This window comes from Burkholderia sp. Cy-637 (assembly GCF_011753175.1).
In the GTDB taxonomy this organism is placed as follows: Bacteria; Pseudomonadota; Gammaproteobacteria; order Burkholderiales; family Burkholderiaceae; genus Burkholderia; species Burkholderia gladioli.
Map to the genome: position 1 here is coordinate 1 of NZ_VWWC01000030.1, position 22,353 is coordinate 22,353.

Annotated in this window: 19 protein-coding genes and 1 pseudogene; 14 read left to right on the plus strand and 6 right to left on the minus strand. The window is 70.2% G+C overall.

Annotated elements, in window-relative coordinates; translation table 11 throughout:
* Together F3J10_RS11365 and F3J10_RS11370 are read left to right on the plus strand one after the other, a co-directional pair.
* Window positions 1–336 (plus strand): annotated as a pseudogene (locus F3J10_RS11365) (serine/threonine protein kinase); the annotation flags it as partial.
* A 161-nt stretch (window positions 337–497) separates the two neighbouring features.
* Entirely contained in the window at window positions 498–896 is a 399-nt protein-coding gene (locus F3J10_RS11370; RefSeq protein WP_167242116.1) for a hypothetical protein, read from the plus strand.
* Window positions 897–956: 60 nt separating this feature from the next.
* Here the strand turns inward: F3J10_RS11370 and tssA are convergent, their stop codons facing one another.
* The gene (tssA, locus tag F3J10_RS11375; RefSeq protein ID WP_025098258.1) at window positions 957–2,024 is read right to left on the minus strand and encodes a type VI secretion system protein TssA; all 1,068 of its coding nucleotides are present in this window, start codon (window positions 2,022–2,024) and stop codon (window positions 957–959) included.
* 459 nt (window positions 2,025–2,483) lie between these two features.
* Between tssA and F3J10_RS11380 the strand changes: the two genes are divergently transcribed.
* The 5 genes from F3J10_RS11380 (at window position 2,484) to F3J10_RS11400 (ending at window position 7,510) form a co-directional block, all read left to right on the plus strand.
* Complete coding sequence (locus F3J10_RS11380; protein ID WP_013689217.1) at window positions 2,484–3,035, plus strand: RNA polymerase sigma factor; 552 nt, start codon at window positions 2,484–2,486, stop codon at window positions 3,033–3,035.
* A complete protein-coding gene (locus tag F3J10_RS11385) occupies window positions 3,032–3,988 on the plus strand; it encodes an anti-sigma factor (RefSeq protein WP_167242117.1) in 957 nt (318 codons plus the stop codon). The genes F3J10_RS11380 and F3J10_RS11385 overlap by 4 nt, the downstream gene beginning before the upstream one ends.
* A 120-nt stretch (window positions 3,989–4,108) precedes the next feature.
* Entirely contained in the window at window positions 4,109–5,176 is a 1,068-nt protein-coding gene (locus F3J10_RS11390) for a catalase family peroxidase (protein ID WP_167242118.1), read from the plus strand.
* Window positions 5,177–5,441: 265 nt separating this feature from the next.
* Window positions 5,442–6,356, plus strand: a complete 915-nt coding sequence (locus F3J10_RS11395) for an anti-sigma factor (protein ID WP_166913529.1) — start codon at window positions 5,442–5,444, stop codon at window positions 6,354–6,356.
* A gap of 290 nt (window positions 6,357–6,646) precedes the next feature.
* Complete coding sequence (locus F3J10_RS11400) at window positions 6,647–7,510, plus strand: DMT family transporter (RefSeq protein ID WP_167242119.1); 864 nt, start codon at window positions 6,647–6,649, stop codon at window positions 7,508–7,510.
* A gap of 753 nt (window positions 7,511–8,263) precedes the next feature.
* Here the strand turns inward: F3J10_RS11400 and F3J10_RS11405 are convergent.
* Together F3J10_RS11405 and F3J10_RS11410 are read right to left on the minus strand one after the other, a co-directional pair.
* Complete coding sequence (locus tag F3J10_RS11405) at window positions 8,264–9,643, minus strand: SLC13 family permease (RefSeq protein ID WP_167242120.1); 1,380 nt, start codon at window positions 9,641–9,643, stop codon at window positions 8,264–8,266.
* Between the two features lie 33 nt (window positions 9,644–9,676).
* The gene (locus F3J10_RS11410) at window positions 9,677–10,012 is read right to left on the minus strand and encodes a hypothetical protein (protein ID WP_167242121.1); all 336 of its coding nucleotides are present in this window, start codon (window positions 10,010–10,012) and stop codon (window positions 9,677–9,679) included.
* Window positions 10,013–10,178: 166 nt separating this feature from the next.
* On the opposite strand from F3J10_RS11410, the gene F3J10_RS11415 reads away from it, so the two are divergent.
* Window positions 10,179–11,093 carry a helix-turn-helix transcriptional regulator gene (locus tag F3J10_RS11415; protein WP_167233319.1) on the plus strand — a complete coding sequence of 305 codons (915 nt, stop codon included), beginning with the start codon at window positions 10,179–10,181 and terminating at the stop codon, window positions 11,091–11,093.
* A 7-nt stretch (window positions 11,094–11,100) separates the two neighbouring features.
* On the opposite strand, the gene F3J10_RS11420 is transcribed toward F3J10_RS11415, so the two are convergent.
* Complete coding sequence (locus tag F3J10_RS11420) at window positions 11,101–12,513, minus strand: PLP-dependent aminotransferase family protein (protein WP_025098266.1); 1,413 nt, start codon at window positions 12,511–12,513, stop codon at window positions 11,101–11,103.
* Window positions 12,514–12,681: 168 nt separating this feature from the next.
* Here F3J10_RS11420 and F3J10_RS11425 point away from each other — a divergent pair, with 168 nt between their 5' ends.
* From F3J10_RS11425 to F3J10_RS11435, 3 genes are all read left to right on the plus strand, one after another.
* Window positions 12,682–13,965, plus strand: a complete 1,284-nt coding sequence (locus F3J10_RS11425; RefSeq protein WP_025098267.1) for a hydroxymethylglutaryl-CoA reductase, degradative — start codon at window positions 12,682–12,684, stop codon at window positions 13,963–13,965.
* A gap of 97 nt (window positions 13,966–14,062) precedes the next feature.
* Entirely contained in the window at window positions 14,063–14,611 is a 549-nt protein-coding gene (locus F3J10_RS11430) for a hypothetical protein (RefSeq protein ID WP_240155526.1), read from the plus strand.
* Entirely contained in the window at window positions 14,608–15,987 is a 1,380-nt protein-coding gene (locus F3J10_RS11435) for a tripartite tricarboxylate transporter permease (protein ID WP_167242122.1), read from the plus strand. Before F3J10_RS11430 ends, F3J10_RS11435 begins: the two co-directional genes overlap by 4 nt.
* A 116-nt stretch (window positions 15,988–16,103) precedes the next feature.
* On the opposite strand, the gene F3J10_RS11440 is transcribed toward F3J10_RS11435, so the two are convergent.
* Together F3J10_RS11440 and F3J10_RS11445 are read right to left on the minus strand one after the other, a co-directional pair.
* Complete coding sequence (locus tag F3J10_RS11440; RefSeq protein ID WP_167242123.1) at window positions 16,104–17,096, minus strand: alpha/beta hydrolase; 993 nt, start codon at window positions 17,094–17,096, stop codon at window positions 16,104–16,106.
* A gap of 351 nt (window positions 17,097–17,447) precedes the next feature.
* Window positions 17,448–18,035: a TonB C-terminal domain-containing protein gene (locus F3J10_RS11445; RefSeq protein ID WP_167242124.1), complete on the minus strand. Its 588-nt coding sequence runs from the start codon at window positions 18,033–18,035 to the stop codon at window positions 17,448–17,450.
* A 192-nt stretch (window positions 18,036–18,227) separates the two neighbouring features.
* On the opposite strand from F3J10_RS11445, the gene F3J10_RS11450 reads away from it, so the two are divergent.
* The 3 genes from F3J10_RS11450 (at window position 18,228) to F3J10_RS11460 (ending at window position 22,216) form a co-directional block, all read left to right on the plus strand.
* The gene (locus F3J10_RS11450) at window positions 18,228–19,130 is read left to right on the plus strand and encodes a LysR substrate-binding domain-containing protein (RefSeq protein ID WP_167232729.1); all 903 of its coding nucleotides are present in this window, start codon (window positions 18,228–18,230) and stop codon (window positions 19,128–19,130) included.
* 225 nt (window positions 19,131–19,355) lie between these two features.
* Window positions 19,356–20,669, plus strand: coding sequence for a dicarboxylate/amino acid:cation symporter (locus F3J10_RS11455; protein ID WP_167242125.1), 1,314 nt, complete (start codon window positions 19,356–19,358; stop codon window positions 20,667–20,669).
* Entirely contained in the window at window positions 20,666–22,216 is a 1,551-nt protein-coding gene (locus tag F3J10_RS11460; RefSeq protein WP_167242126.1) for an amino acid racemase, read from the plus strand. Before F3J10_RS11455 ends, F3J10_RS11460 begins: the two co-directional genes overlap by 4 nt.
* Window positions 22,217–22,353: the final 137 nt, after the last annotated feature.

Here is a 22,353-nt window from a genome sequence, read left to right on the forward strand (position 1 = left end):
TACGCGGCCGCGCTGGTCTCGCAGGGCGCCGACGCGGTGCCGGGCGACGCGCGGCTCGGCGCGGCCGCGCAGCGCTACCTGGTGGCGGCGGCGATCCTCGATGCGCGCGGCAAGCCGCTCGCCGAACCCGATTACCAGGACCTGCATGCGCGCTACCAGGCGGCCTTGTCGGCCGATGCGGCCGGCATGCAGCAGCTCGAACGCGATCTCGGCGCGGGCGCCGCGCTGCCGCAGGGCGGCCTGGGTGCGGTGCTGGAGCAGATCCGCGCCCAGGGCGGCGCGGCCTCCGATGCCGAGCCGCAGGTGGTGGGCGGCAGCAGCGGCAGCGGCGGCTGAGCGGGCGCGATGGTGGGCAAATCGATGGCTGGCAAATCGATGGCTGGATCGATGGACAAATCGGCGGATGATTCCGCCGGAGAAGCAACAGGCCGCGGCGCGGCGCGAGCGAGGCTGGCTCGCGTCGCGACGAAGCGCGGCCGGCGATGAGGGAAGGGACGATGGGCGTACGCGAGCAGCAGGCGAACCAGGCATTGCGTGTGCTTGACGACATGCACCGGCACGGCGAGATCGATCGGCAGGGCTACCGGCAGCGCCGGCGCGCCGTGCTGGAGGCGCTCGGCGATACCTCGGGCGCGGGGGAGACGGCGGTGGCGGCCGGCGAGGACGTGGCCGTGATCGAGCGGGAGCCGGGACGCGATACGGTGCGCCGCACCGTGCCGGCGCAGGAATTCGACGGCGCCGGCGAGGCGCGCCTGGCGCCGGCCGCGGCCACGAAGCTGCCGGGCAAGCGGCGCGCGCGGGCCGCGAATGCCGGGCGCGCGACCACCTGGCTGGTGGTGCTGCTCGGCATGGCCTTCGGGGTGGCCGCGGTCTACTGGTTCATGATGATGAGTTGAGCGTGACCGATGCGAAGCGGGCCCGGGCCGGGCCTCGGCCGGCCCGGCTGGCACGCCGGCTCAATCGGCCTCGGGCCCCGACAGCGTCTGCAGCTCCGACAGCCCGCCCGGCGCGATATCCCGCAGGACCTCGACGAAGCTCTTGCCGACCAGGCGCCGCGCGCGCTTGAGCAGGATCGGCAGCGGGCTGGACGGCTCGATTCGTTCGTAATACTCACAGATCTCGTCGAGGCGGCGGATCACGTCGTCGTGGCCCGAGATCTTGCCGGGCGGCGGTGCCACGGCGGCCGTGGCCGCATCGGCCGGCATCCCGCCGTCGGCGCCGTCCGCCTGCGCGGCGGCGGCCAGCTCGGCGGCGCGCTCGGGAAAGCGCCGCAGCAGTTGCGCATCGACGAATTTCCTCAGCTCGGCGATATCGGCGGCCAGCAGCCCGAAATCGGGGCTCGCGGTGCCGAGCCGCTCGCGCAGCAGGGCGATCAGCGCGTTGGCATGATCCTGCGCGGCGGCCAGCAGCTCGGCCGATTCCGGCAACTGTTCCTCGGGGCAGTCGAGGCAGCAGGCCTCCAGGTCGACCAGGGTCGGCGGCGGCGAGCCGTCGGCCGAGGGCGCGGCGGTGATCGCGCCGGTCGCCACCCGCAGGTCGCGCAGCGAGAAGCGGCCGAGCCGCGGCGACTGCACGAAGGGCACCACCCGGAAATAGGCCAGGGTGCCTTGCGGGTCGCCCAGCGGCATCACCGCGTTGACGCGCGCGGTCGAGTCGTTGTCGTCCTCGGCGTCGAGCCGGGGATGCACGTCGTCCCAGTAGCGTTCCAGCAGCTCACGCACCAGGGCCAGACCCGAGGCCCAGCCCGCCAGGCCCTGGCGGCGCGTGCGCGCGGCGGTCAGGTGCACGGCCACGCGCAGGTCCTTGGTGCGCGCGAACAGCGCCTCGGCCGCTTGCGCGACCTTGTCCCAGTCGGGCTCCTGGGCGGCCTTCAGGCTGTCGCCCATGGCGCGCTCGGGGGTGGGCATGGCGATCCGCTCGAGATCGGTGAAGGCGGGGTCGTATTCGAGATCGGGGCCGGTGGGCGCCGCGTCGTCGATCGCGGCGAGCAGCGGGTTCGGGTCGGTCGAGTCGGAAAGGGTCATGGTGGCTTCGCTCCGGTCCTGCGTGACGGTGCCCCGAAAACAGGGCGCTCCATGCAGAACGATCGATGGCGATGGAATATTCCGGCGCATCGCGTGTTCTGTCATCAAGTCGAAAGCCAAACGGCATTCCATGCCGCGTTGAGCCGAATTCATGTATCTACAACCGAATCGCCGCGCCAGCCTGGTGCACGGCGGCCCGGATCGTTTGGCGTCATGCAGTCGAATTGTTTAGTTGGCCGTAAGCTGCGGGAGCGGATGTCGCGCCCGGCGCGGCTTTGGGACGATGGATGCCGCTTGCGAATGTCACGGAAACTGCCTATGTTGTCAGTTCGTTCTTTTTGTTTTGCAACAGCAAACGTTAATCGGACGTTGTACAATCCGCGAGCCAGTCAACCAGCCGGAAACGGCCAGTTTTCGCCCGGTGTGCCAGCCGGCAATCCTGTCTTCAGCCAGTCAACCATGTCAACAGCAGATGTCGAGAGTCTGCCCAGTCTGCTGCCGGGCATGTTGCCGCGGCTCTGGGCGTTCTCCCTGCGCCTGTGCGGGAACCAGCACGACGCGGAGGACGTACTCCAACGCGCCTGCGTGCGGGGTCTCGAACGCGCCCACCAGTTGCAGCCCGGTACGTCCCCGCTGAGCTGGATGTTTTCGATCGTGCATTCCACCTGGATCAACGAGCTGCGCTCGCGCAACGTGCGCAGCCGCTCGAGCATGGAATGGGACGACAACTTCCTCGAGACCGTGCCCGATCCGGGCGCGCGCAATCCCGAGGAAACCTTGATGAACGGCGAGATCATCGCGGCGGTCGAGCGCCTGCCCGAGGCGCAGCGCATCGTGATGCTGCTGGTGGCCGTCGAAGGCCTCAGCTATGCCGAGGCGGCCGAGGTGCTCGGCGTGCCGATCGGCACCATCATGAGCCGCCTGTCGCGCGCCCGCCAGACCATCGGCGCGCAGTTCGGCCAGCGCGAGGCGAGCCCCCGTTCCACCGCCAACCAGCGAGCTGCGCGATGAAGATCGATGACGCCAGCCTGTTGGCCTATGTGGACGGCGAACTGACGCCCCAGGAAAACGCCCGCATCGAGGAGGCGATCGCCTCCTCGGAGGAACTGGCCTCGCGCGTGGCCATGCTGCGCGCCTCGCAACTGCCTTATGGCGAGGCCTTCGACCAGCAGTCGCTGCCGCCGGTGCCGGAATCGCTCACGCGCAGCGTCGACGAACTGATTCGCCGCCACCTGGCCGGCGAGGGCGCGTCGGTCGCGGCACCGCAGGCGACGGCCGCCGCCGCGAACGCCGATGACGAGGATTCCGAAGCATCGCTGGGGCCGAACGTGCATCGCCTCAAGCCGCGCACGCGCAGCCTGCCGAGCTTCTCCTGGCCGAAACTGGCGGTGGCCTTCGTGGCCGGCGCCTTCTGCTGTGGCTTGGCCCTGCAGTTCGCGCCGCGCCTGTCGGGCGGCGGCGGCTTCCTCGCCGCCTCGAACGATTCCGGCATGACGCCCTGGATCAAGGCCGCGGCCGGTTACCAGCAGCTCTATTCGCGCGACACCATCGCGGCGCTGCAGCCCGACATGGGCGCGACCGCCACCACCGTCGCCGACATCCACGATAACGACAAGCTGGCCCTGCAGATTCCGGATCTGCGCAGCCAGGGCCTGACCTTCAAGCGCGTGCAGCGGCTGCGTTTCCACGACAAGCCGCTGGTGCAGATCGTCTACCTGCCCGAGCAGGGCAAGCCGGTCGCGCTGTGCGTGCTGAAGGAGGCCAAGGCCGACGCCGCGCCTTCGAGCGCGCAGGTGGAAGGCATGTCGGTGGTGTCGTGGCGGCGCGGCCAGCTCGGTTATGCGCTGATCGCCGCGCCCGGCGACGTCGATCTCGATGCGCTCGGCAAGCAGCTCTACAACGGCCAGGTGTCGACCACCATCAGCGCCGCCGATACCGGGGTGCATGAGCGTTCCGCGTCCTGAGCAAGCTGTGCTCGACGGGAGGGAGCCGGCCGTGGCGCTAGCCGCCGCGCCGGCCGCTTCTTTCGTTCTTCCGCGCGCGGCTGCGCGCGCCGATCGGGTCGCGCTCGCGGCCGGCGATCGATGATGCCCCCTCGTTCCGATTCGCGCGCCGCGGCGCCGCGCGGCTTCTCGCTGGTGTGGCGCTGGGCGCTCGTGCTCGGCGCGCCGGCCCTGCTGGTCGGCTTGTTCGCCTGGTGCGGCGGCTGGCTGAGCGGGCGTTTGACGGCCGCGCGCATCGTCGACGCCTTCGAGGCCACCAGCACCCCGCATCCGGGCTTTCGCCGCAATCACGCGAAAGGCATCTGCGTGACGGGCCATTTCGACAGCAACGGACGCGGCGAACTGCTGTCGCGCGCCAGCGTGTTCGCGCCGGGCCGTTATCCGGTGGTGGGGCGCCTGTCGATGCCGGGCAGCGAGCCGGGGCAGGACGACAGCGCCGGCATGGTGCGCAGCTTCGCGCTGCGCGTGAGCCTGCCGCATGGCGCCGACTGGCGCCTGGCGATGAACTCGGCGCCGATCTTCGCGGTGCGCACGCCGCAGGCGCTCTACGAGCAGTTGCGCGCCGACGCGCGCGACCCGCGCACGGGCCGCGCCGATCCGGCCGGGATGCAGGCCTTCCTCGCCGCGCATCCCGAGGCGCGCGCGTTTCGCGCCTACGTGGAGCGCCATCCGCCGTCCTCGCGTTTCGACAACGCCACCTATTACGGCATCAGCAGCTTCGTGACCAGCGATGCGCACCGGATCCGCCGCCACGTGCGCTGGGAGGTGGTGCCCGAGGCGCCGTATCGGCCGGTCGACCTGCGCGAGCAGCGCGACCCGGATTTCCTCGCCTACGACCTGGCGATGCGGCTCGCGAACGGCCCGCTGCGCTGGCACCTGGTGCTGAACGTGGCGATGCCGGGCGACCCGCTCGACGATTCGACCCAGGCCTGGGCGCCCTCGCCGCGCCGGCTGCGCATCGATGCCGGCAGCTTCGTGATCGAGCATGCGCAGGCGCAGCTCGACGGACCCTGCCGCGATATCGTGTTCGATCCGACCATCCTGCCGGACGGGCTCGCGCCCTCGCGCGATCCCTTGCTGGCCGCGCGCTCCTCGACTTATCGCGAATCCTACGACCGGCGCACGCGCGAGGAGGCACGCGCGCATTGAGGCCGGGCGAGGCACGTGATGCAGCGCCCGCGAGCATGCAGCGATGCGCGCAAACGGGCATCATGCAAATTGCTTGGCGATGCTGAAGATCGTCCTACGAATACCGGCCCGGCAGGCAGGGTCGGAAAGCTGTTCCGCTTCCCTGTTGATATGCTCATAAAGCGGAACTATGGTTATCATAGAGGTTTGCTAACAAGACCGGCCGGTCGGTGATGTTACCGATACAAACGGTCTACCTGGGCCCACCTGAGTTTCCTCTTCGTCCATGAAACCCGACGACAGCACATTGATCGCGTATGCCGACGGCGAGCTCGATGCGGCCGGCGCGGCATCGGTCGAGCAGGCGCTGGCCGAATCGTCCGAGCTGCGGGAGAGCGTGGCGCGCCTGCGTGCGTCGCGCCTGCCGTACCAGGACGCGTTCGCCGCGCAGAAGCTGCCGCCCTTGCCCGATGCGCTGCGCTTGCGCATCGAGGCGATGGCGAGCGCCGCGCAGGCGCAGTCGGCGGCGGCAGCAGCCCAGGCTCAGCCGCGCGAACAGGAAGCGGTGCCCGCCTCGGCCAAGGTGGTGCCCCTGCCGGCGCGGCGCAATCGCCCGATGCTGTGGCTGGCGGCGGCCTTCGTGGCCGGCGCGTTCTGCGCGGGGCTGGTGCAGCAGTTCGCGGCCGGCGGTTTCGGCGCCGGCAGCGGCCCGAGCTTGGCGGCCGGCGACGCGAAGAAGCCGTGGATCAGCGTCGCGGCCGACTACCAGCAGCTCTACACGCGCGATACCGTCGCGAACCTCACGCCCGATCCGGCCGTCTCCGCGAAGATCGTCGGCGAGATCCGCAGCGACGACGGCATCCGCCTGCGCGTGCCCGACCTCAGCATGGCCGGCATGCGCTTCAAGGCCGTCGACCGCCTGCGCTACGACGGCAAGCCGCTGGTCCAGATCGTCTACCTGCCCGAGCACGGCGTGCCCGTCGCCTTGTGCGTGATGAAGGATGCGCGGCCCGACCAGGGCATCGCCAAGCACGAGATGCACGGCATGACCGTGGTGGCCTGGCGCCAGAACGAGCTGTCCTACGCGCTGATCGGCAAGCCCGATTCAGGCGATCTGGAGGCCATCGCGCGGCAGATCTCCGGCAGCCATGTCGATGCGATGTTCGCGGTGCGCGAGGCGCGCGTCGATTTTCTCGGCTAATGTTCCGAGCCGGCCGCGTGTCCTGCGCGGCCGATGCAGCACCTTCCCGCCGGTTTTCCTTCCCTTCCTGATGCGCGTGTCGCCGATACGGCGACAGGGTCTTTCTCGTCCGCTCGCCCGGGACGCCGCTGCCGCGCGGCTGCCGGCCTTGTGAGAATTTCTCGTGAGCCGCGTGCTTGCCGTGGCTGCGCGCGCGAATCGATACTGGCGGCCGGGCCAATCCGGTGACGGCGATGGCGAGGCAAGCACCCATCGTCGCCGTCATCGCCTCGCGCGGAGAGAACAATCACATGGCAATCCTGATGGGGCTGATTTCGGCCCTGTGCTGGGGCAGTACCGACTTCATGGCGGGGCAGGCGGCGCGCCGGGTGGGCGTGACGCGCTCGCTGTTGTACAGCCAGTCGATCGGCTTGCTGCTGCTGAGCGTCGTGCTCGCCTTCCATCCCGCCTGGCTGCGCATCGGCGCGCTCGACGCGGGGCTGCTGGTGGCGATCGTCGCGGCGATCTGCAACCTGGCCGCGATGGCCTCGCTGCTCAAGGCCTTGTCGATCGGCAAGGCCTCGGTGGTGGCGCCGATCGTGTCGCTCTATGGCGCCGTCACCACCTTGCTGGCGATCCTCGGCGGCCAGTCGATCACCGGCCTCACGGTGATCGGGCTGGCGCTGTGCGTGGCGGGCGCCAGCCTCGCGGGCATGGCGAAGTCCGCCGGCGGCCAGGCCGAGGCGCCGGCCTCGATCGGCTTCGCCCTGCTGTCCGCGCTGATGTTCGGCCTCGGCTTCTGGCTGCAGGGCGCCTTCGCGGTCCAGCGGCTGGGCGTGGCCAGCGCGCTGTGGGTCTACTACCTCACCGCGGTGGCGATCCTGTTGCTGCTGCTGGCGCGGCGGCGCGCTCTCTCGGCGCCGCCCGCCTCGCTGGTGGCGCTGCTGCTGTCGATCAGCCTGTTCAGCCTGCTTGGTTTCCTCTCGCTGGCCTTGGGCGCCGCCACCGGGCAGGTGGCGATCGTCACCGTGCTCAGCTCGCTGGCCAGCGCGGTGACGGTGCTGCTCGGCTTCGTGATCCGGCACGAGCGGCCGAGCGCGGCGCAGTGGCTGGGGGGCGCGGCGATTCTGGTGGGGGTGGTGCTGCTGAAAGTGACGCCGGCGACGTTTGCCTGAGCCGGCCCGATGCGCGGCGCGCGGGCCACGCGCCCGCTTCCCGCCTGGGCGCGCAACTCATCCCCATTTTCAGGAGAAAGCGGGCCGAATCCGCCGAGGCCGCGCCTGGCTTGGCGGCCGCGGCGCCCTGCCGCAGCCAATCTGTTGCGAAAAGGGTATTGCCTGTTGCAGTGCAGCGAGCGATCCGTATAATACGGGTTTTCCCCTAGGCACTAACCCTGAGGTCATCATGAAAGCTGCGACTGCATCGACTCCTGCTCTGGTCCAATGGTTTACCCAACTGCGCAGCGGCCTGGCCCGCGCGTGGGAAATCCACGTCCGTACCTGCGAACTGATCGCCGAAGCACACCGCCGCATGTAATGGCGGGCGGCTCGGCCGCCGGCGGGGCGATACGGAGCGGCGCGGCGTTTGGCTGCGACGGCGTATCGACTCCTCGTGGTACCGAAGCCGCGTATCGAGTCCGGGGCTGAATTCGGGTTCCGGGCTCCGCGCAGTCCAGGCCTTGCTCGCCATGGCCTGCGCCAGCCGGTAGCGCGAAGCTTGCGCGCTGCCGATCGTCCCCGCCGGGGCAGCATCCTCTCGATGGATGCAGCGCGAACCGGCAACCGCTCGACGATCGGCCGCGACGGCAGCGGGCAGGGCAGCCAGCCTCGCCTGCTTCGCGCAGCGGCGTTTTTCCCGCATTGCCCTGTTCCTTCGTCGAAGGAACGCATCCCATCGCCGCGATCACGCGCGGCATCCCCGCTTTCCCTTCACAGCACCCCGAGCCATCGCCACCACAGCGCGTTGAACGGGATCACGCACAGCACGCCCAATCCCGCCGTCACCACGCAATAGCGCAGCGCCGCGCGCCGCTCCAGCCTGGCCAGCGCGATGCCGAACACGATCGGTGGCGACTGGTAAGGCAGCACCGTGGTCGCGTAGCCCATCACCTGCGCCAGCAAGCCGGCCTTCAGGTAGACACTTTGCGCGAGCGCTTGCGAGGCGATCGGTACATAGAGCGCCGGCTCCGCATTCGAGGTGACCGCGAAGCACAGCAGGATCGACAAGGCGCTGAGCGCGGCATAAGCGAGCATCGGGCTGTCGCGCAGCACGTCGAGCGCGGCCATGCCCGGCAGGCGCGCACCGAGCTGGTCGACCAGGGCCGTCAAGCCGATGATGGCCGCGATGAACCACAGCAACTCCATCTTCAGCGAGGCCGTGAAGCGCTCCAGGGCGTCGGCGGGCGAACTCGCGAAATAGACCAGCGCGAAACCGAGCCCGATCCAGCCCGGCGCGACGTGGTGCCAGGCATCGCTGAACCAGCCCGCCAGCGTGATCGCGAGCAGCGTCATGGCATGCCATTCGCGGCGCGACAGCGCGGCCGGCGGCGTGGCGCCCGCGCCTGTCGTGTCGATCCGATCGGGAAACAGCCGCCAGGCCGCGAGCACCAGCACGGCGCCGCGCAGGATCGCGCCGGCCGGGAAGAACCAGGCGAGATAGTCGGAGAAACGCAGCCGCAGCCCATGCGACTGCTCCAGGATGCCGGCCATGATCACGTTCGGCAGGTTGGCCGGCAGCACCGCGGCGGCCAGCTCATAGGCGCCGACGATCACCAGCAGCAGGATGCCGCGCCGGCCGTTCGACTCGGGGCCGAGCCCGACCGCCTCGCAGTAGCCGAGCGCGATCGGCACCAGGATCGCGATGCGCCCGAAGGTCGAGGGCATCACCAGCGAGAGCGCGAAGCCGAGCACGGCGAAAGCCATCAGCGCGCGCGGATAGGAGGCGCCGATGCGCCGCGCCAGCGCGCCGCCGAGCCGCGCGCTCAGGCCGCTGTCCTTCAGCGCGAAGCCGATCGCCGCGCCGCTGAACACCAGCCAGAACGCGCTGGACCCGAAGCCCGAGAAGATCGCGGCGGCCGGCACGCGGGTGCAGGTGGCCGCGAGGAAGAAGAACAGCAGCGAGACCCACAGGCTGGCGATCGCGTTGGTGGCCCACAGCACGATGCAGGCGAACACGATCGCGACGATGCGGGCGTCGTGCGGGGCCAGCGTGCCGCGCGCGGCGAGCATCGCGATCGCGCCCAGGCCGGCCGCGAGCAGGGCGAGGGCGATGTTTGCGCCGGTGTTCAGGGTGGCGAGTCTGGCCTGCATGGCACTCCTGCTGGAAAGGGTAATTGTCTATTTTTATAGACAATTGAGACAAAAATCGGCGTGCGAGAGATTGGCGGCGAAGCGGTTCAGGGCCTCGAACAGGGCCGCGTCCGAGCGCTCGCTCGCCTCGTTCAGCTGTTGCGCCTCGGCATGCAGGCGAGTCAGGAACGCGTGCATCGTGGCCGTCTGCACGGCCACGCCGTCCTGCCGCTCGGCGAAGGCCGCCGCGGCCCGCGCGATCAACAGCAGCGCCGCCGCCTCGCGTCCCGCGCGGCCGGCCGCGTCGCGGCAGCAGGCCTCGAAGGCCTCCAGCTCGGCGAAACCGGCGATCTCGCGCGCCAGCCATTGCACCCCTTCGGAAAGCTTCATGGTTTGCCCTTGCTTGTGCCTGTCGTCTAAATATTTAGACTAACTGCGGCAAGCAGCGAATGCAAGCGCCGTTTTTCGGGACAGGAGGAAGCCGGGCCGGCACGTTTCGCGCGACGCTTTCGCGTAATATCGTGCCGTTTTCCTTTCCGAGCCCCCAAGGTCCCGCATGCCCGCAGCCGGTCCCCGCAAGAAGCGTCTTCGAGGCGCGCGCTTCGATTTCGACAGCATCGGCGAGCGCCTGCGCGCCTACCGGATGGCGGCCGAGCTGCGCAGCGAGGACCTGGCCGAGCGGCTCGACATCTCGCGTGCGGCCGTCTACAAGCTCGAGCGCGGCGAGATCGTCAAGATCGACACGCTGGAGCGGCTGGCCACGCTGTTCGGCGTGTCGCTGGCGAACCTGCTGGGCGTGGAGGTCGAGTACCACGATTCGGCGATCAGCTATTTCGAGCGGATGCGGCAGATCGAGCGGCGCTCACGGCGCATCGTCGCGCACTTCGATCCCTTCTCGTTCCTGCTGACCTCGGACGATTACGCCGGCTGGCTGCGGCGCATGCTGGAGGAAAGCGTGCCGCCGGCGCTGGCCGACGCGGCCTGGACGCAGACGCTGTCGAAGGTGATGGCGATCCTCGACGAGCGCAAGGCCGCCTACCGCGCGACGCCGCTGGACGTGACCAGCCTGATCGGGCTGCGCCAGATCGAGCAGTTCCTGCATCACGGGCTGGTGGGCCGGCTCGGCCTGCCGCCGGGCGTGCAGCTCGAACGCAAGCTCGCGGCGCGGCGCGAGGTGATGCGCATCGTCGGGATGCTGGAGGACGAGACGGCGGGCGTGAGGATCGGCATCGTCGCCGACGCGCTGCCGAACGAGACCTTCCAGATCTTCGAGGGCGAGCACGAGGCGCAGGTCGCGGTCTCGCCGTTCCGGCTCGGCGAGCTGCCGAACATCCGCACCGGCATCGCCACCATCACCACTTCGGGCGATGCCGTGGCGATGTACCGGCGCATGATCGACCGGCTGTGGGCCGACGCGGCGAAGGGCAGGGCCGGGGCCAAGCTGCTGCGGGACTTGCTGGAGCGCGTGTAGGTGCTGCTCAGCCCACCGCCTTGAGCGCCGCCACGAAGCGCTTGTCCGCCAGGTAGGCCACGTTGAAGCGGCAATAGGCCGAGAGCCGGTCCGCGCCGGGCGCGAACACGGCACCGGGCGCGAGGATCACGCCGCGCTCCAGCAGCGCCTGGGCGAGCTGCATCGAATCGGGCCAGCCCGGCAGCGAGGCCCACAGATACAGGCTCTGCTCGCTCTCGCGGAAGATCTCGGCGCCCAGCCGGCGCAGCGCCAGGATGCCGGCCTCGGTGGCGCGCCGCAGCTTGTCCTGCAGGAAATTCGTATGACGAAGGAAATGGCCGTCGCTGACGATCGCGTCGAGCGTGCGCTCGCAGTATTCCGAGCTGCTCACGTGCATCAGCATCTTGACGTCGGCCAGGTCGCTGGCGAGGCCCGCCTCGCAGGCCAGGAAGCCCACCCGCAGCGCGGCCGACACCGATTTCGCGAAGCTGCCCACGTAGATGGTGCGGCGCAACTGGTCCAGCGTGGCGATGCGCGTGAGCGTGCGCGGCTTCAGGTCGGCCAGCGCGTCGTCCTCCACCAGCATCAGGTCGTGCGCCTCGGCCAGTTGCAGGATGCGATGCGCCTTGGCGGCGCTGGTGTCGGTGGCGGTGGGGTTGTGGCCCACCGACTGCGTGAAGAACAGCCGCGGGCGATGCTCGGCGAGCGCCGCCTCGAGCGCGGCGATCGAGGGGCCGTCGGTCTCGCGCGGGATCCCGACGATGCGCGCGCCGCTCAGCTTGAGCTTGCCGAACAGCGGGTAGTAGCCGGGATCGTCGACCAGCACCGCATCGCCGGGCCGCACGAAGTAGCGCAGCACGATGTCGATGGCCTGGTTGGCGCCGTGGGTCAGCACGATCTGCGCGGGCTGCGCGTCGATCTCGTAGCCGGCCAGCTTCTGCTGCAGCGACTGGCGCAGCGGCAGGTAGCCGTAGCGGCTGCCGTAGCGGAACAGCGAGGCCACGCCGGTGCGCACCACGCGTTGGTGGTAAAGGTCCAGGCGCGTCTTGGCGAGCCAGTCGACGGGCGGGAAACCCTCGCCCAGGTTCAGCACGTTGGCGCTCTCGTGCAACTGCTCGCGCATCAGCCAGACCACGTCCATCGCGCGGTCCAGGGTGGTGGCGCTGCCCTCGCTCTCGGCGATGGCCGCGGCCGCCGCGCCGCTACCGCCGCCGGGCCGCCGGCAGACGAAGAAGCCCGAGCCGCGCCGCGGCTCGATCAGGCCGTTGGCGGTCAGGATGTCGAAGGCGCTGACCACCGTGTTCTTCGAGCAGCCCGAGGCATCGGCGTATTCCCTGATCGAGGGCAGCTTGCTGCCGGCCGGCAGGATGCCTTCCTCGATCTGTCTGGCGAGATTGTCCGCGATGCCCTCGGACAAGGTGGTTCCTGCACGCCGTATCATCGCGTCCGCTCCATCGGGCCGGCGCACTGTGCCAGGTACAGTGCATCGAGTGTTGTGGGGAACTGTACCTTTCATTAAGGTACAGCGCGCCTATTATTCGTCCATTCGAAGCGGCCCCGCAACACCGGAAAACGCGAGGCCGCGCCACCCGACATGGAGACGCCCGCGATGCCCATCGATTCCGCCCTGCCCGATTTCCGTTCCCTGACTCCCGCCGAGCGCCTGGCTCGCATCGCCGCGGCCGCCGGCCTCGACGACGCGCAGCACGCGCTGCTGGCCCGGCCCGGCGCGCTGCCGATCGAGGTGGCCAACGGCATGATCGAGAACGTGATCGGCACCTTCGAGCTGCCGCTGGCGGTGGCCGGCTACTTCCGCATCAACGGCGAGGACGTGCTGGTGCCGATGGCGGTGGAGGAGCCCTCGATCGTCGCGGCCGCCTCCTTCATGGCCAAGCTGGCGCGCGAGGCGGGCGGTTTCCGCACCTCCAGCACCGGGCCGCTGATGCGCGCCCAGGTGCAGGTGCTCGGCATCGACGATCCCTATGGCGCGCGCCAGACCATCCTGGCCGCCAGGGACGAGCTGATCGAGCTGGCCAATGCGCGCGACGCGGTGCTGGTGAAGCTCGGCGGCGGCTGCCGCGACATCGAGGTGCAGGTGTTTCCCGACACGCCGCGCGGCGCGATGGTGGTCGCGCACCTGATCGTCGACGTGCGCGACGCGATGGGCGCCAATACCGTCAACACCATGGCCGAGGCGGTGGCGGGGCGCATCGAGGCGCTCACCGGCGGCACCGTGCGGCTGCGCATCCTGTCGAACCTGGCCGACCTGCGGTTGGCCCGCGCGCACGTGCGCTACTCGGCGGCCACGCTGGCCACGCGCGAGTATTCGGGCGAGGCGGTGATCGACGGCGTGATCGACGCCTACCTGCTGGCCGCCGTCGATCCCTATCGCGCGGCCACCCACAACAAGGGCATCATGAACGGCATCGATCCGGTGATCGTCGCCACCGGCAACGACTGGCGCGCGGTGGAGGCGGGCGCGCATGCCTATGCCAGCCGCGGCGGGCGCTACACCTCGCTGACCACCTGGGAGAAGGCCGCCAACGGCGACCTGGTCGGCACCATCGAGCTGCCGATGCCGGTCGGGCTGGTGGGCGGCGCCACGCGCACCCACCCTCTGGCGCGCGCGGCGCTGCAGATCCTCGGCGTGCAGAGCGCGCAGCGGCTCGGCGAGATCGCCGCGGCGGTCGGCCTGGCGCAGAACATGGGCGCGCTGCGCGCGCTCGCCACCGAAGGCATCCAGCGCGGCCACATGGCGCTGCACGCGCGCAATATCGCGATCGCGGCCGGCGCGAGCGGCGCCGACATCGACTGGGTCGCGCGCAAGATGGCGGCCGCCAGGGACGTGCGCACCGATCGCGCGCTGGAGCTGCTGGCCGGCCCGCGCGACTGAGCGGCGGCCCGTCGTCGGAAGGCGCGGGCACATAACCAGGCGGACCGGGGATCCACCCCGGCCGCGACGGCAGCTGGCCTGCCGAAGGAGGAGACGCATGAACGAGATGGGTGGCAATTCCGCCGCGCTGGCGGCCGTGTCCGCGCGGCGCGCGGTGGCGACCGAGACGGCGACCGAGACGGCGACCGCGGCGCCGCTGGCCGAGGTGTGGGGCGATACGGTCGACCTGCGCCATCTGGGCTGGTCGGTGGCGATCGGCGTGGGCGTGGCGCTGGGCGCCTTCCTCGCGGGACGCGCGCTGCTGGCGCCGCTGGTCGCCGATCCGCAGATCGCGCGCGCCTACGCGATGCTGGTCGGCCTGGGCGGCTGCCTGGCGGCCGGCGTGATCTGCGCGAAGCTGTTCGCGCCCAAGCGCGTGGTGGTCGAGCAGGTGGTGGACGAGGCGGCGCGCCTGCGCGTGCTGGCCCAGCTCGATGCCGAATCGGGCGGCCTCGGCTCGCTCGAGGACCTGAGCCCGGCCGCGCGCGCCGAGATGGACGAGCTGGGCCTGACTGCCGTGTTCGCCGCCTACGAGCGACGCGCGGGCCGCGCCGCCGCCGAGGCGGGCGCCGCTGCCGCCGCAGCAAAGCCGGGAGCCCGCTCATGACCCCGCTGCTGTCCGACTTCTCCGTGGCGCTGGCGATGGGCCTGCTCGGCGCGATCGCCTTTGCCGCGATCGGCCTGGTTTCCGGCACCGACGAGACCACCACCATCGCGCCGCTGACCCTGCTGGTGGCCCTGCTCGGCGTGCCGCCGGCGGGCGTGTTCACCTTCTTCCTGGCCGGCGCGGTGGCCAAGCACATGACGCACGCGATCCCCACCGCGCTGCTCGGCATTCCCGGCGACACCATGGCCGCGCCGCTGCTGCAGCAGGCCACCGCCTTGCGCGCGCTCGGCGTGCCGCATATCGCGCTGCGCAAGATGATCTCGGGCGCGATCGTGGCGGCCTGCGTGGCGGTGCCGCTGGCGGTGCTGTTCGCGGTGCTGCTGGCGCCGTTCGGCGGCGCGATCTCGAAGGCCGCGCCCTGGGTGTTCCTGGCCGCCGCCTGCGTGATCGCCTACGCCTCGGCCGGGCGTTGGGCCTGCGTGCTGCTGCTGGTGCCCTTCGTGCTGCTGATCGTGGCGCTGCAGACGCTGACCGGCAGGTACGGCGTGAAGCTCTCGGTCAGCTACTTCCTCGGCATCGCGATCGGCCCGCTGATCGCCGACCTGTTCGCGATCCTCTCGCCGCCGGCGCGCCGCGCGATGCGGCGCGAGGGGCTGGCCACCTTCTCGCTGGCGCCGGACCTGAAGGGCTGGCGCGGCTGGTTCCCGAACCCGCTGCGCATCCTCGATCGCAGCCAGGCCGGCTGGACGCTGGGCACCGCCGCGCTGTCGAGCGCGACCTTCGTGTTCAGCCCGGTGGCGATGACGGTGGTGGCCGGCGAGATCGTCGGCGCGCGCGTCAAGCATGCCTATCCGCGCCTGACCACGGTGATCGCCGCGCGCAACGGCGTGACCGAGGCCACCTATATCGCCGAGGCGCTGATCCCGCTGATCGCCTTCGGGCTGCCGCTGAGCCCGGTGGCGGCGGGACCGGCCGCGCCGCTGTTCAATGCGCCGCCGCGCTTCTTCGTCGACACGGCCTGCGGGCAGGTCCACAACCTGCACACGCTGATGTCGGCCTGGGCCTTCCTCGGCTACGGGTTGCTCGCGGTGCTGCTGGCCGCGCTGATCGCCTATCCGCTGGCGATGAACTACGCGCATCGCGCGGCATCGTTCGTGGCGCGCAAGCTTTCGCACGAGGCCATCATCGCCACCTTCTCGGGGCTGATCGTGGTGATCGGCGTGTGGGAGGGCGGCCTGGCGGGGCTGGCCGTGATCCTCACGGTGGGGCTGGTGGGCGGCGTGCTGTCGAGGCTGTTCGGCTTCAATACCGGCGTGCAGTTCATGGGCTACTACGCGGCCGTGCTTGGCGTGCCGGCCTTGATGAAGCTGGTGTAGGCGAGCGCCGTGTCGCGTGCACGGCGCCCGGGCGGCGGCGCCGCGTGCGCGGGATGCGCGGCGGCACCGCCGCCCGGAGCATGCCGCCGCGGCCCGGTTTGCCGGCGGCAAGCCGCTCAGCGCGTGGCGGGCACGTTGCGTTTCAGGAACGCGCGCATCAGCCGGCCGATCTCGGCGCCGTCCTCCTCCAGCGCGAAATGGCCGGTATCGAACAGGTGCAGCTCCGCCTTGGGCAGGTCGCGCAGATAGGCGCGCGCGCCGACCGGCGGGAAGGCCTTGTCGTTCTTGCCCCAGACGATCAGCATCGGCGGCTGGTACTCGCGGAAATAGGCCTGCCACTGCGCGTATTGCGCCACGTTGCTGCCGTAGCTGTAGAACAGGTCCAGCTGGATCTCCTGGTTGCCGGGGCGATCGAGATAGGCCTGGTCGAGCGTCCAGGTGCCGGGGTCCAGGTGGCTGAGCTCGCGCGTCCCGTCCACGTAGTGCCAGCGCGTCACCTTCAACTGCAGCAGTTGGCGCAGGCGCTCGGCATTGGCCTCCGAACGATCGGCCCAGTAGGCCTTCAGCGGCTTCCAGAAATCGCCGGCGATGCCCTCCTCGTAGGCGTTGCCGTTCTGCGCGACGATCGCGGTGACGCGCTCGGGATGCGCCGCGGCGATCCGGTAGCCGACCGGCGCACCGTAATCCTGCACGTACAGCGCGTAGCGCGTCAGGCCGAGGGTTTCGGTGAACCCGTCGATCACCTTGGCGAGATTGTCGAAGGTATAGCTGAAGCGATCCGGCGGCGGCATGTCGCTCTGGCCGAAGCCGGGGTAGTCCGGCGCGATCACGTGGTAGCGGTCGGCCAACTGCGGGATCAGGTTGCGGAACATCTGCGACGAGGTCGGGAAGCCGTGGAGCAGCAGCACGGTGGGGGCGTTCTTCGGGCCGGCCTCGCGATAGAAGATCTTCACGCCGTTCACGTCGACGGTGTGATAGCTGACGGCATCGGCGCTTGCCGCAGGGGCGCCGGTCGACGCGACGGTGCCGGCGGCTTGCGCGGCGGGCGAGAGCGTGGCGAACGTGAGGGCGCAAGCGGCGGCCAGGCCGGCGAGGGTCGGGAATGTCATCGTGAAGGCTCCAGGGGCGATGTGATGGAAAGGAAAATCGTGCCGATTTTGATTTGCATGACGAACTATTGATCCGTCATGCCGGCCGCTGAAGGTAGTCCGTATCAGCGTCGATCGTGTACCCGACGTCGTGCCGGCCATGAGGCCGTCACGAGAAATGGATGCGGGGACAACCAACGAGGCTGAAGCGCCATGATTTCCTCAGGACCGCGCGATCCAGGGATCGGATCGCATGGAGAGGAAGTCTAGGGGCGCGAAGGACTTGCAGGAATACGCCGGGGAGCGAATGGATCGTTCGCGAAACGCGAAGAATGGCGGCGGGGTGCCGATCACCCCGCGCGGGGCCGCTACTCAGTCGGTGGGGCCGGTGCAGCTTTTCGCGCCGGCGGCCATGACAGTGCAATGCTCCACGCTCCAGTGGCTGCTGCTCGACAGGCCGGCGCCGCCGGTCAGGCCCGCCAGCTTCCAGCGCGGGCTGAAATGCAGGTCGATGCGCGCGGTCTGGTTGGGCGTGCCCAGCGAGGGCAGCGGCGAGGCGCTCGCCAGCGCCTGCGTGACCGCGGCGTTCCAGGCCGGGTCGCCGCCGCCGTTGGCGGGCTGCAGCTCGGACGATTCGACCGCGCCGCTGCGGGAGAAACGCGTCGACAGCACCGCCTCGGGATAACCGTCGACGGCGGGACGTGCCACATACAGGCTGCCGCCGATCCGGCAGCCCACGTAACGCTGCCATTGCAGCGCGCTCAGGTGCGCCAGCGAAACAGGATCGCCGCCCTGCGCGGCCTGCTTCAGGCAGATCGAGGCGATTTGGTCGGGGGAGGGCATCGGCGGGTCGTTGGCGGCGCAGCCGGCCAGCGCCAGCGAGGCGATGAGCGCAAGCGAGGTGAGCGAGGCGGAGGCGCTCCCGGCAGCGCGATTCCTGCGCGGCGATCTGATGGTCATGGTCTCTCTCGATTCGTTGTTCGTTGTCATAGGAATGAGCGCTATTCCAGCACCATCGCGATGCGGGGGCAAGCGCCGGCCGCGCCGGCGGTAACAGTTTGCGATTCGGCTTACCTGGCGGGCAGCGGCGCCGCCGCGTCGTAGAATGCGCTCGATCGACTTCCCATCATCCCCAAGCTATCGGCGACGCGCATGGAAATCAAATGGATCGAGGACTTCATCGCCCTCGCGCAATACCAGAGTTTCTCGCGCGCGGCCGAGTTCCGCAACGTCACGCAATCGGGCTTCAGCCGCCGCATCCAGTCGCTGGAGCAGTGGATCGGCGCGGAGCTGATCGACCGCAGCAGCTTCCCGCCGGTGCTGACGCCGGCCGGGCGCCTGTTTCGCGAGGCCGCCGACGACATCCTGCACAAGCTGCACGACACGCGCGCCATCATCCGCACCGAGCAGCGCATCGCCGGGCGCGGCCTGCAGATCGCGGCCGGCCACACCATCGCGCTGAACTTCCTGCCGGGCTGGCTGAAGGCCTTGTCGGGCCATTTCGGCGAGGTGCGCGCGCGGGTGGTGCCGGCCAATGTCCACGATTCGATCCTCTCGCTGGTAAACGGCAACTGCGAACTGATGTTCGCCTACCACCATCCCGAGCTCCCGCTGCATCTCGACCCCGCGCGCTACGAGCACCTCACGGTCGGCCTCGATACGCTGCTGCCGGTCAGCCAGCCCACGCCGCGCGCCGCGCCGCGCTTTCGCCTGCCGGGCACCAGCAAGGCCGCGCTGCCGTTGATTTCGTATACGGAAACCAGCTATTTCGGGCGCTGCCAGGCGCTGCTGCTGTCGCGCGCGCCGGCCACGCCGATGCTGCGGCTGCACTTCGAGTCGGACATGGCCGAGGTGCTCAAGAAGCTGGTGGTCGAGGGCGAGGGCCTGGCCTGGCTGCCGCGCAGCGCGATCGCGCGCGAGCTCGCGGCCGGCGAGCTGGTGCCGGCGGGGCCGGCCGCCTGGCAGCTCGAGGTGGAGCTGCGTGTCTATCGCGATACCAGCAACCGCGGCGCCTTCGTCGATACGCTCTGGCAGCATCTGCGCGCCTCGATCTGAGGCTCCCTGCCGCGGCTGCCCCCGGGATTTCCCTGCCTATGCGAATCACGCATACGCGCATGCCGGACCCGCATCGCGGGTTTTTTGACCGTCCCTACCATTCGTCCTGACGGTCGAGGCAAGCTGCTTTCCGCTTTCGTCCGTCGCCCGCGTCGAACCCCGACGTTTCCTCATCGACACGCGCCGCAGGACCTCCAGGTTCGCCCGGCGCCTCCAGGGACGGACATGAAATCACGCCTCACTCCATGGATCGCGGCCGGCATGCTGCTCGGCATCGCGGCCGGCGGCTACTGCCACGCGACGGCGGCCGATGCCGCGCAAGCCCGGGACATCGCCGGCTACTTCTCGATCCTCACCGACATCTTCCTGCGGCTGATCAAGATGATCATTGCGCCGCTGGTGTTCGCCACCCTGGTGTCGGGGCTCGCCGGCATGGACGGCGGCCGCGACGTGGGCCGGATCGGCCTGCGCACCGTGCTGTGGTTCCTGTGCGCCTCCTTCGTGTCGCTGCTGATCGGGCTGGCCTTCGCCAACGCGCTGCAGCCCGGCGCCGGCCTGCACCTGGCGGCGGGCGCCGGGGAAAGCGTCGCCGGGCTCAACACGGCGGGGCTGAACCTGAAGGACGTGCTCACGCATGCCTTTCCCACCAGCCTGCCCGACGCGATGGCGCGCAACGACATCCTGCAGATCCTGGTGTTCTCGCTGTTCTTCGGGCTCGGGCTCGGCGCGCTCAGGCAGGACCCGCGCGTGGCCCTGCTGGTCGGCGCGATCGACGGCCTGGTGCCGGTGATGCTGCGGCTGACCGGCTACGTGATGCGCGCCGCGCCGTTCGGCGTGTTCGGCGCGATCGCCTCGGCCGTCACGCTGCGCGGGCTCGACGTGGTGCTCACCTATGGCCGGCTGATCGGCGCCTTCTATGCGGCGCTGGTGGTGCTGTGGCTGCTGCTGGTGGGCGTCGGCTGGCTGTTCCTGGGGCGCGACGTCGGCCGCCTGCTGAAGGCGGTGCGCGAGCCGGCCATGCTGGCCTTCTCGACGGCCAGCAGCGAGGCCGCCTATCCGCGCCTGACCGAGCAGCTCGAACGTTTCGGCGTGCCGAAGAAGGTGGTGGGCTTCACGCTGCCGCTCGGCTACGCCTTCAACCTCGACGGCTCGATGATGTACCAGTCCTTCGCCGCGATCTTCATCGCCCAGGCTTTCGGCATCGACATGCCGGTCTCGCAGCAGTTGCTGATGCTGCTGGTCCTGATGCTGAGCAGCAAGGGCATGGCCAGCGTGCCGCGCGGCTCGGTGGTGGTGGTCGCCGCGGTCGCGCCGCTGTTCCATCTGCCCGCCGCGGGCGTGGCGCTGGTGCTGGCGATCGACCAGATCCTCGACATGGGACGCACCATGACCAACGTGATCGGCAATAGCGTGGCCACCGCCGTGATCGCGAAGTGGGAAGCGCGGCGCGCGGCGGGCGAGCTGGCCGAAGCGACGGAGCCGGGGCCGGTGTCGAGCGAGCTGCCGCGTCTCGAGCCGCTCGCGGGCGACGCGCGATGAGCGGCGCGAGCCTTCCGGCCGGCGCGCCGGCGCGGCGCCTCGGCATCGTCGGCGGGCTTGGGCCGCTGGCCGGCGCCGACCTGTACGCCAAGCTGATGCGCGCGGCCGGCACCATGCCGATCGATGCGATCCTGGCCCAGCATCCGCTGCGCGGCACGGCCCCGGATCGCGAGGCGAGCGCCGAGCGCAAGCTCCATGTGTTCGACCTGATCCGCGAGTTCGAGCAGCGCGGCGTGACCACCGTGGTGCTGCCCTGCTTCCTCAGCCACACCTTCCTCGACGAGCTGCGCGCGAACACCTCGCTGGCGATCGTCGACCTGGTCGAGGCGGTGCGCGAGCACGTGCGCCGCGCGTGGCCGGGCGCGCATCGCATCGGCGTGCTCGCCTCGGCGGCGACGCGCGAGCGGCGCCTGTTCGAGCGCTACTTCGCGGCGCCGGAATTCAGTCTCTGCCATCCCGGCGAGGTCGATGGCATCGATGCGGTGACGGAAGCGGTCTATGGCGCGGACGGCATTCGCGAGGGCGCGCTCGACGGGCGCCCGGTCGAGCTGCTGCGGCGTGCCTGCGCCTCGCTGATCGAGCAGGGCGCGGAGGTGATCGTGCCGGGCCTGACCGAGATCGCCCTGGTGCTGGACGCGCTCGGGCCGCTGCCGGTGCCGCTGGTCGACCCGAACCAGGTCTATGCGCGGCGCGTGCTCGCCGCCGACCGCGAGGGCGCGCATGGCGGCCAGGCCGAGCCGTTCCGGATCGGCGTGGTCGGCGGCGTCGGGCCGGCGGCCACCGTCGATTTCCTGCGCAAGCTGGTGCAGCACACGCCGGCCGCGCGCGACCAGGACCACCTGAAGCTGATCGTCGAGCAGAATCCGCAGATCCCCGATCGCACCGCGCACCTGGTCGGCGAGGGCCCCGATCCGACCGTCTCGCTCTATGCCGCCTGCAAGCGCCTGGAGCAAGGCGGCGCGAAGCTGGTGGCGATCCCCTGCAATACCGCGCATGCCTTCGTCGAGCGGATCCAGCCGCGCCTGTCGATCCCGATCGTCAACATGCTGACAGTGACGGCGCGCCATCTGCGCGAGCGTTTTCCCGAGGCGCGCGAGATCGGCGTGCTGGCCACCTCGGGCACGCTCGCCAGCGGCGTCTATCGCGAGGCGCTGGCCGCCGAGGGGTTCGCGCAGATCGTGCCGCCGCCGGCCTTGCAGGCGCGCGTGATGGCGGCGATCTACGGCGAGGCGGGCGTCAAGGCCGGGTTCGTGCAGGGCCGCTGCCGCGAGGACATCGAGGCAGCGCTCGATGCGCTGGTCGCGGCCGGCGCGCGGGTGGTGCTGCTCGGCTGCACCGAACTGCCGCTGCTGCTGCCGGCAGGCGAGATCGCAGGGCCCGCCGGCGCGCGCGTGAGCCTGGTCGACCCGACCGAGGTGCTGGCCAGGGCCTGCGTCGCGGCGGCGACCAGGGCGGCAAATGAGGCGGCAAATGAGGCGGCAAATGAGGCGGCAAATGAGGCGGCGAACGAGGCGGCGAACGAGGCGGAACCGCAGCGCTCCTTCTGATCGAATAAATCGATACTCAGATCGGAAAAATATCGTTTTTCATCGAAGATCGTAATCGGTAACATCGGTGTCACTGATCTGCCGCGCCGACGCGCGCGGCGGGCCGATGTCCCCTTGATACCTCGTTACGGAGTTTC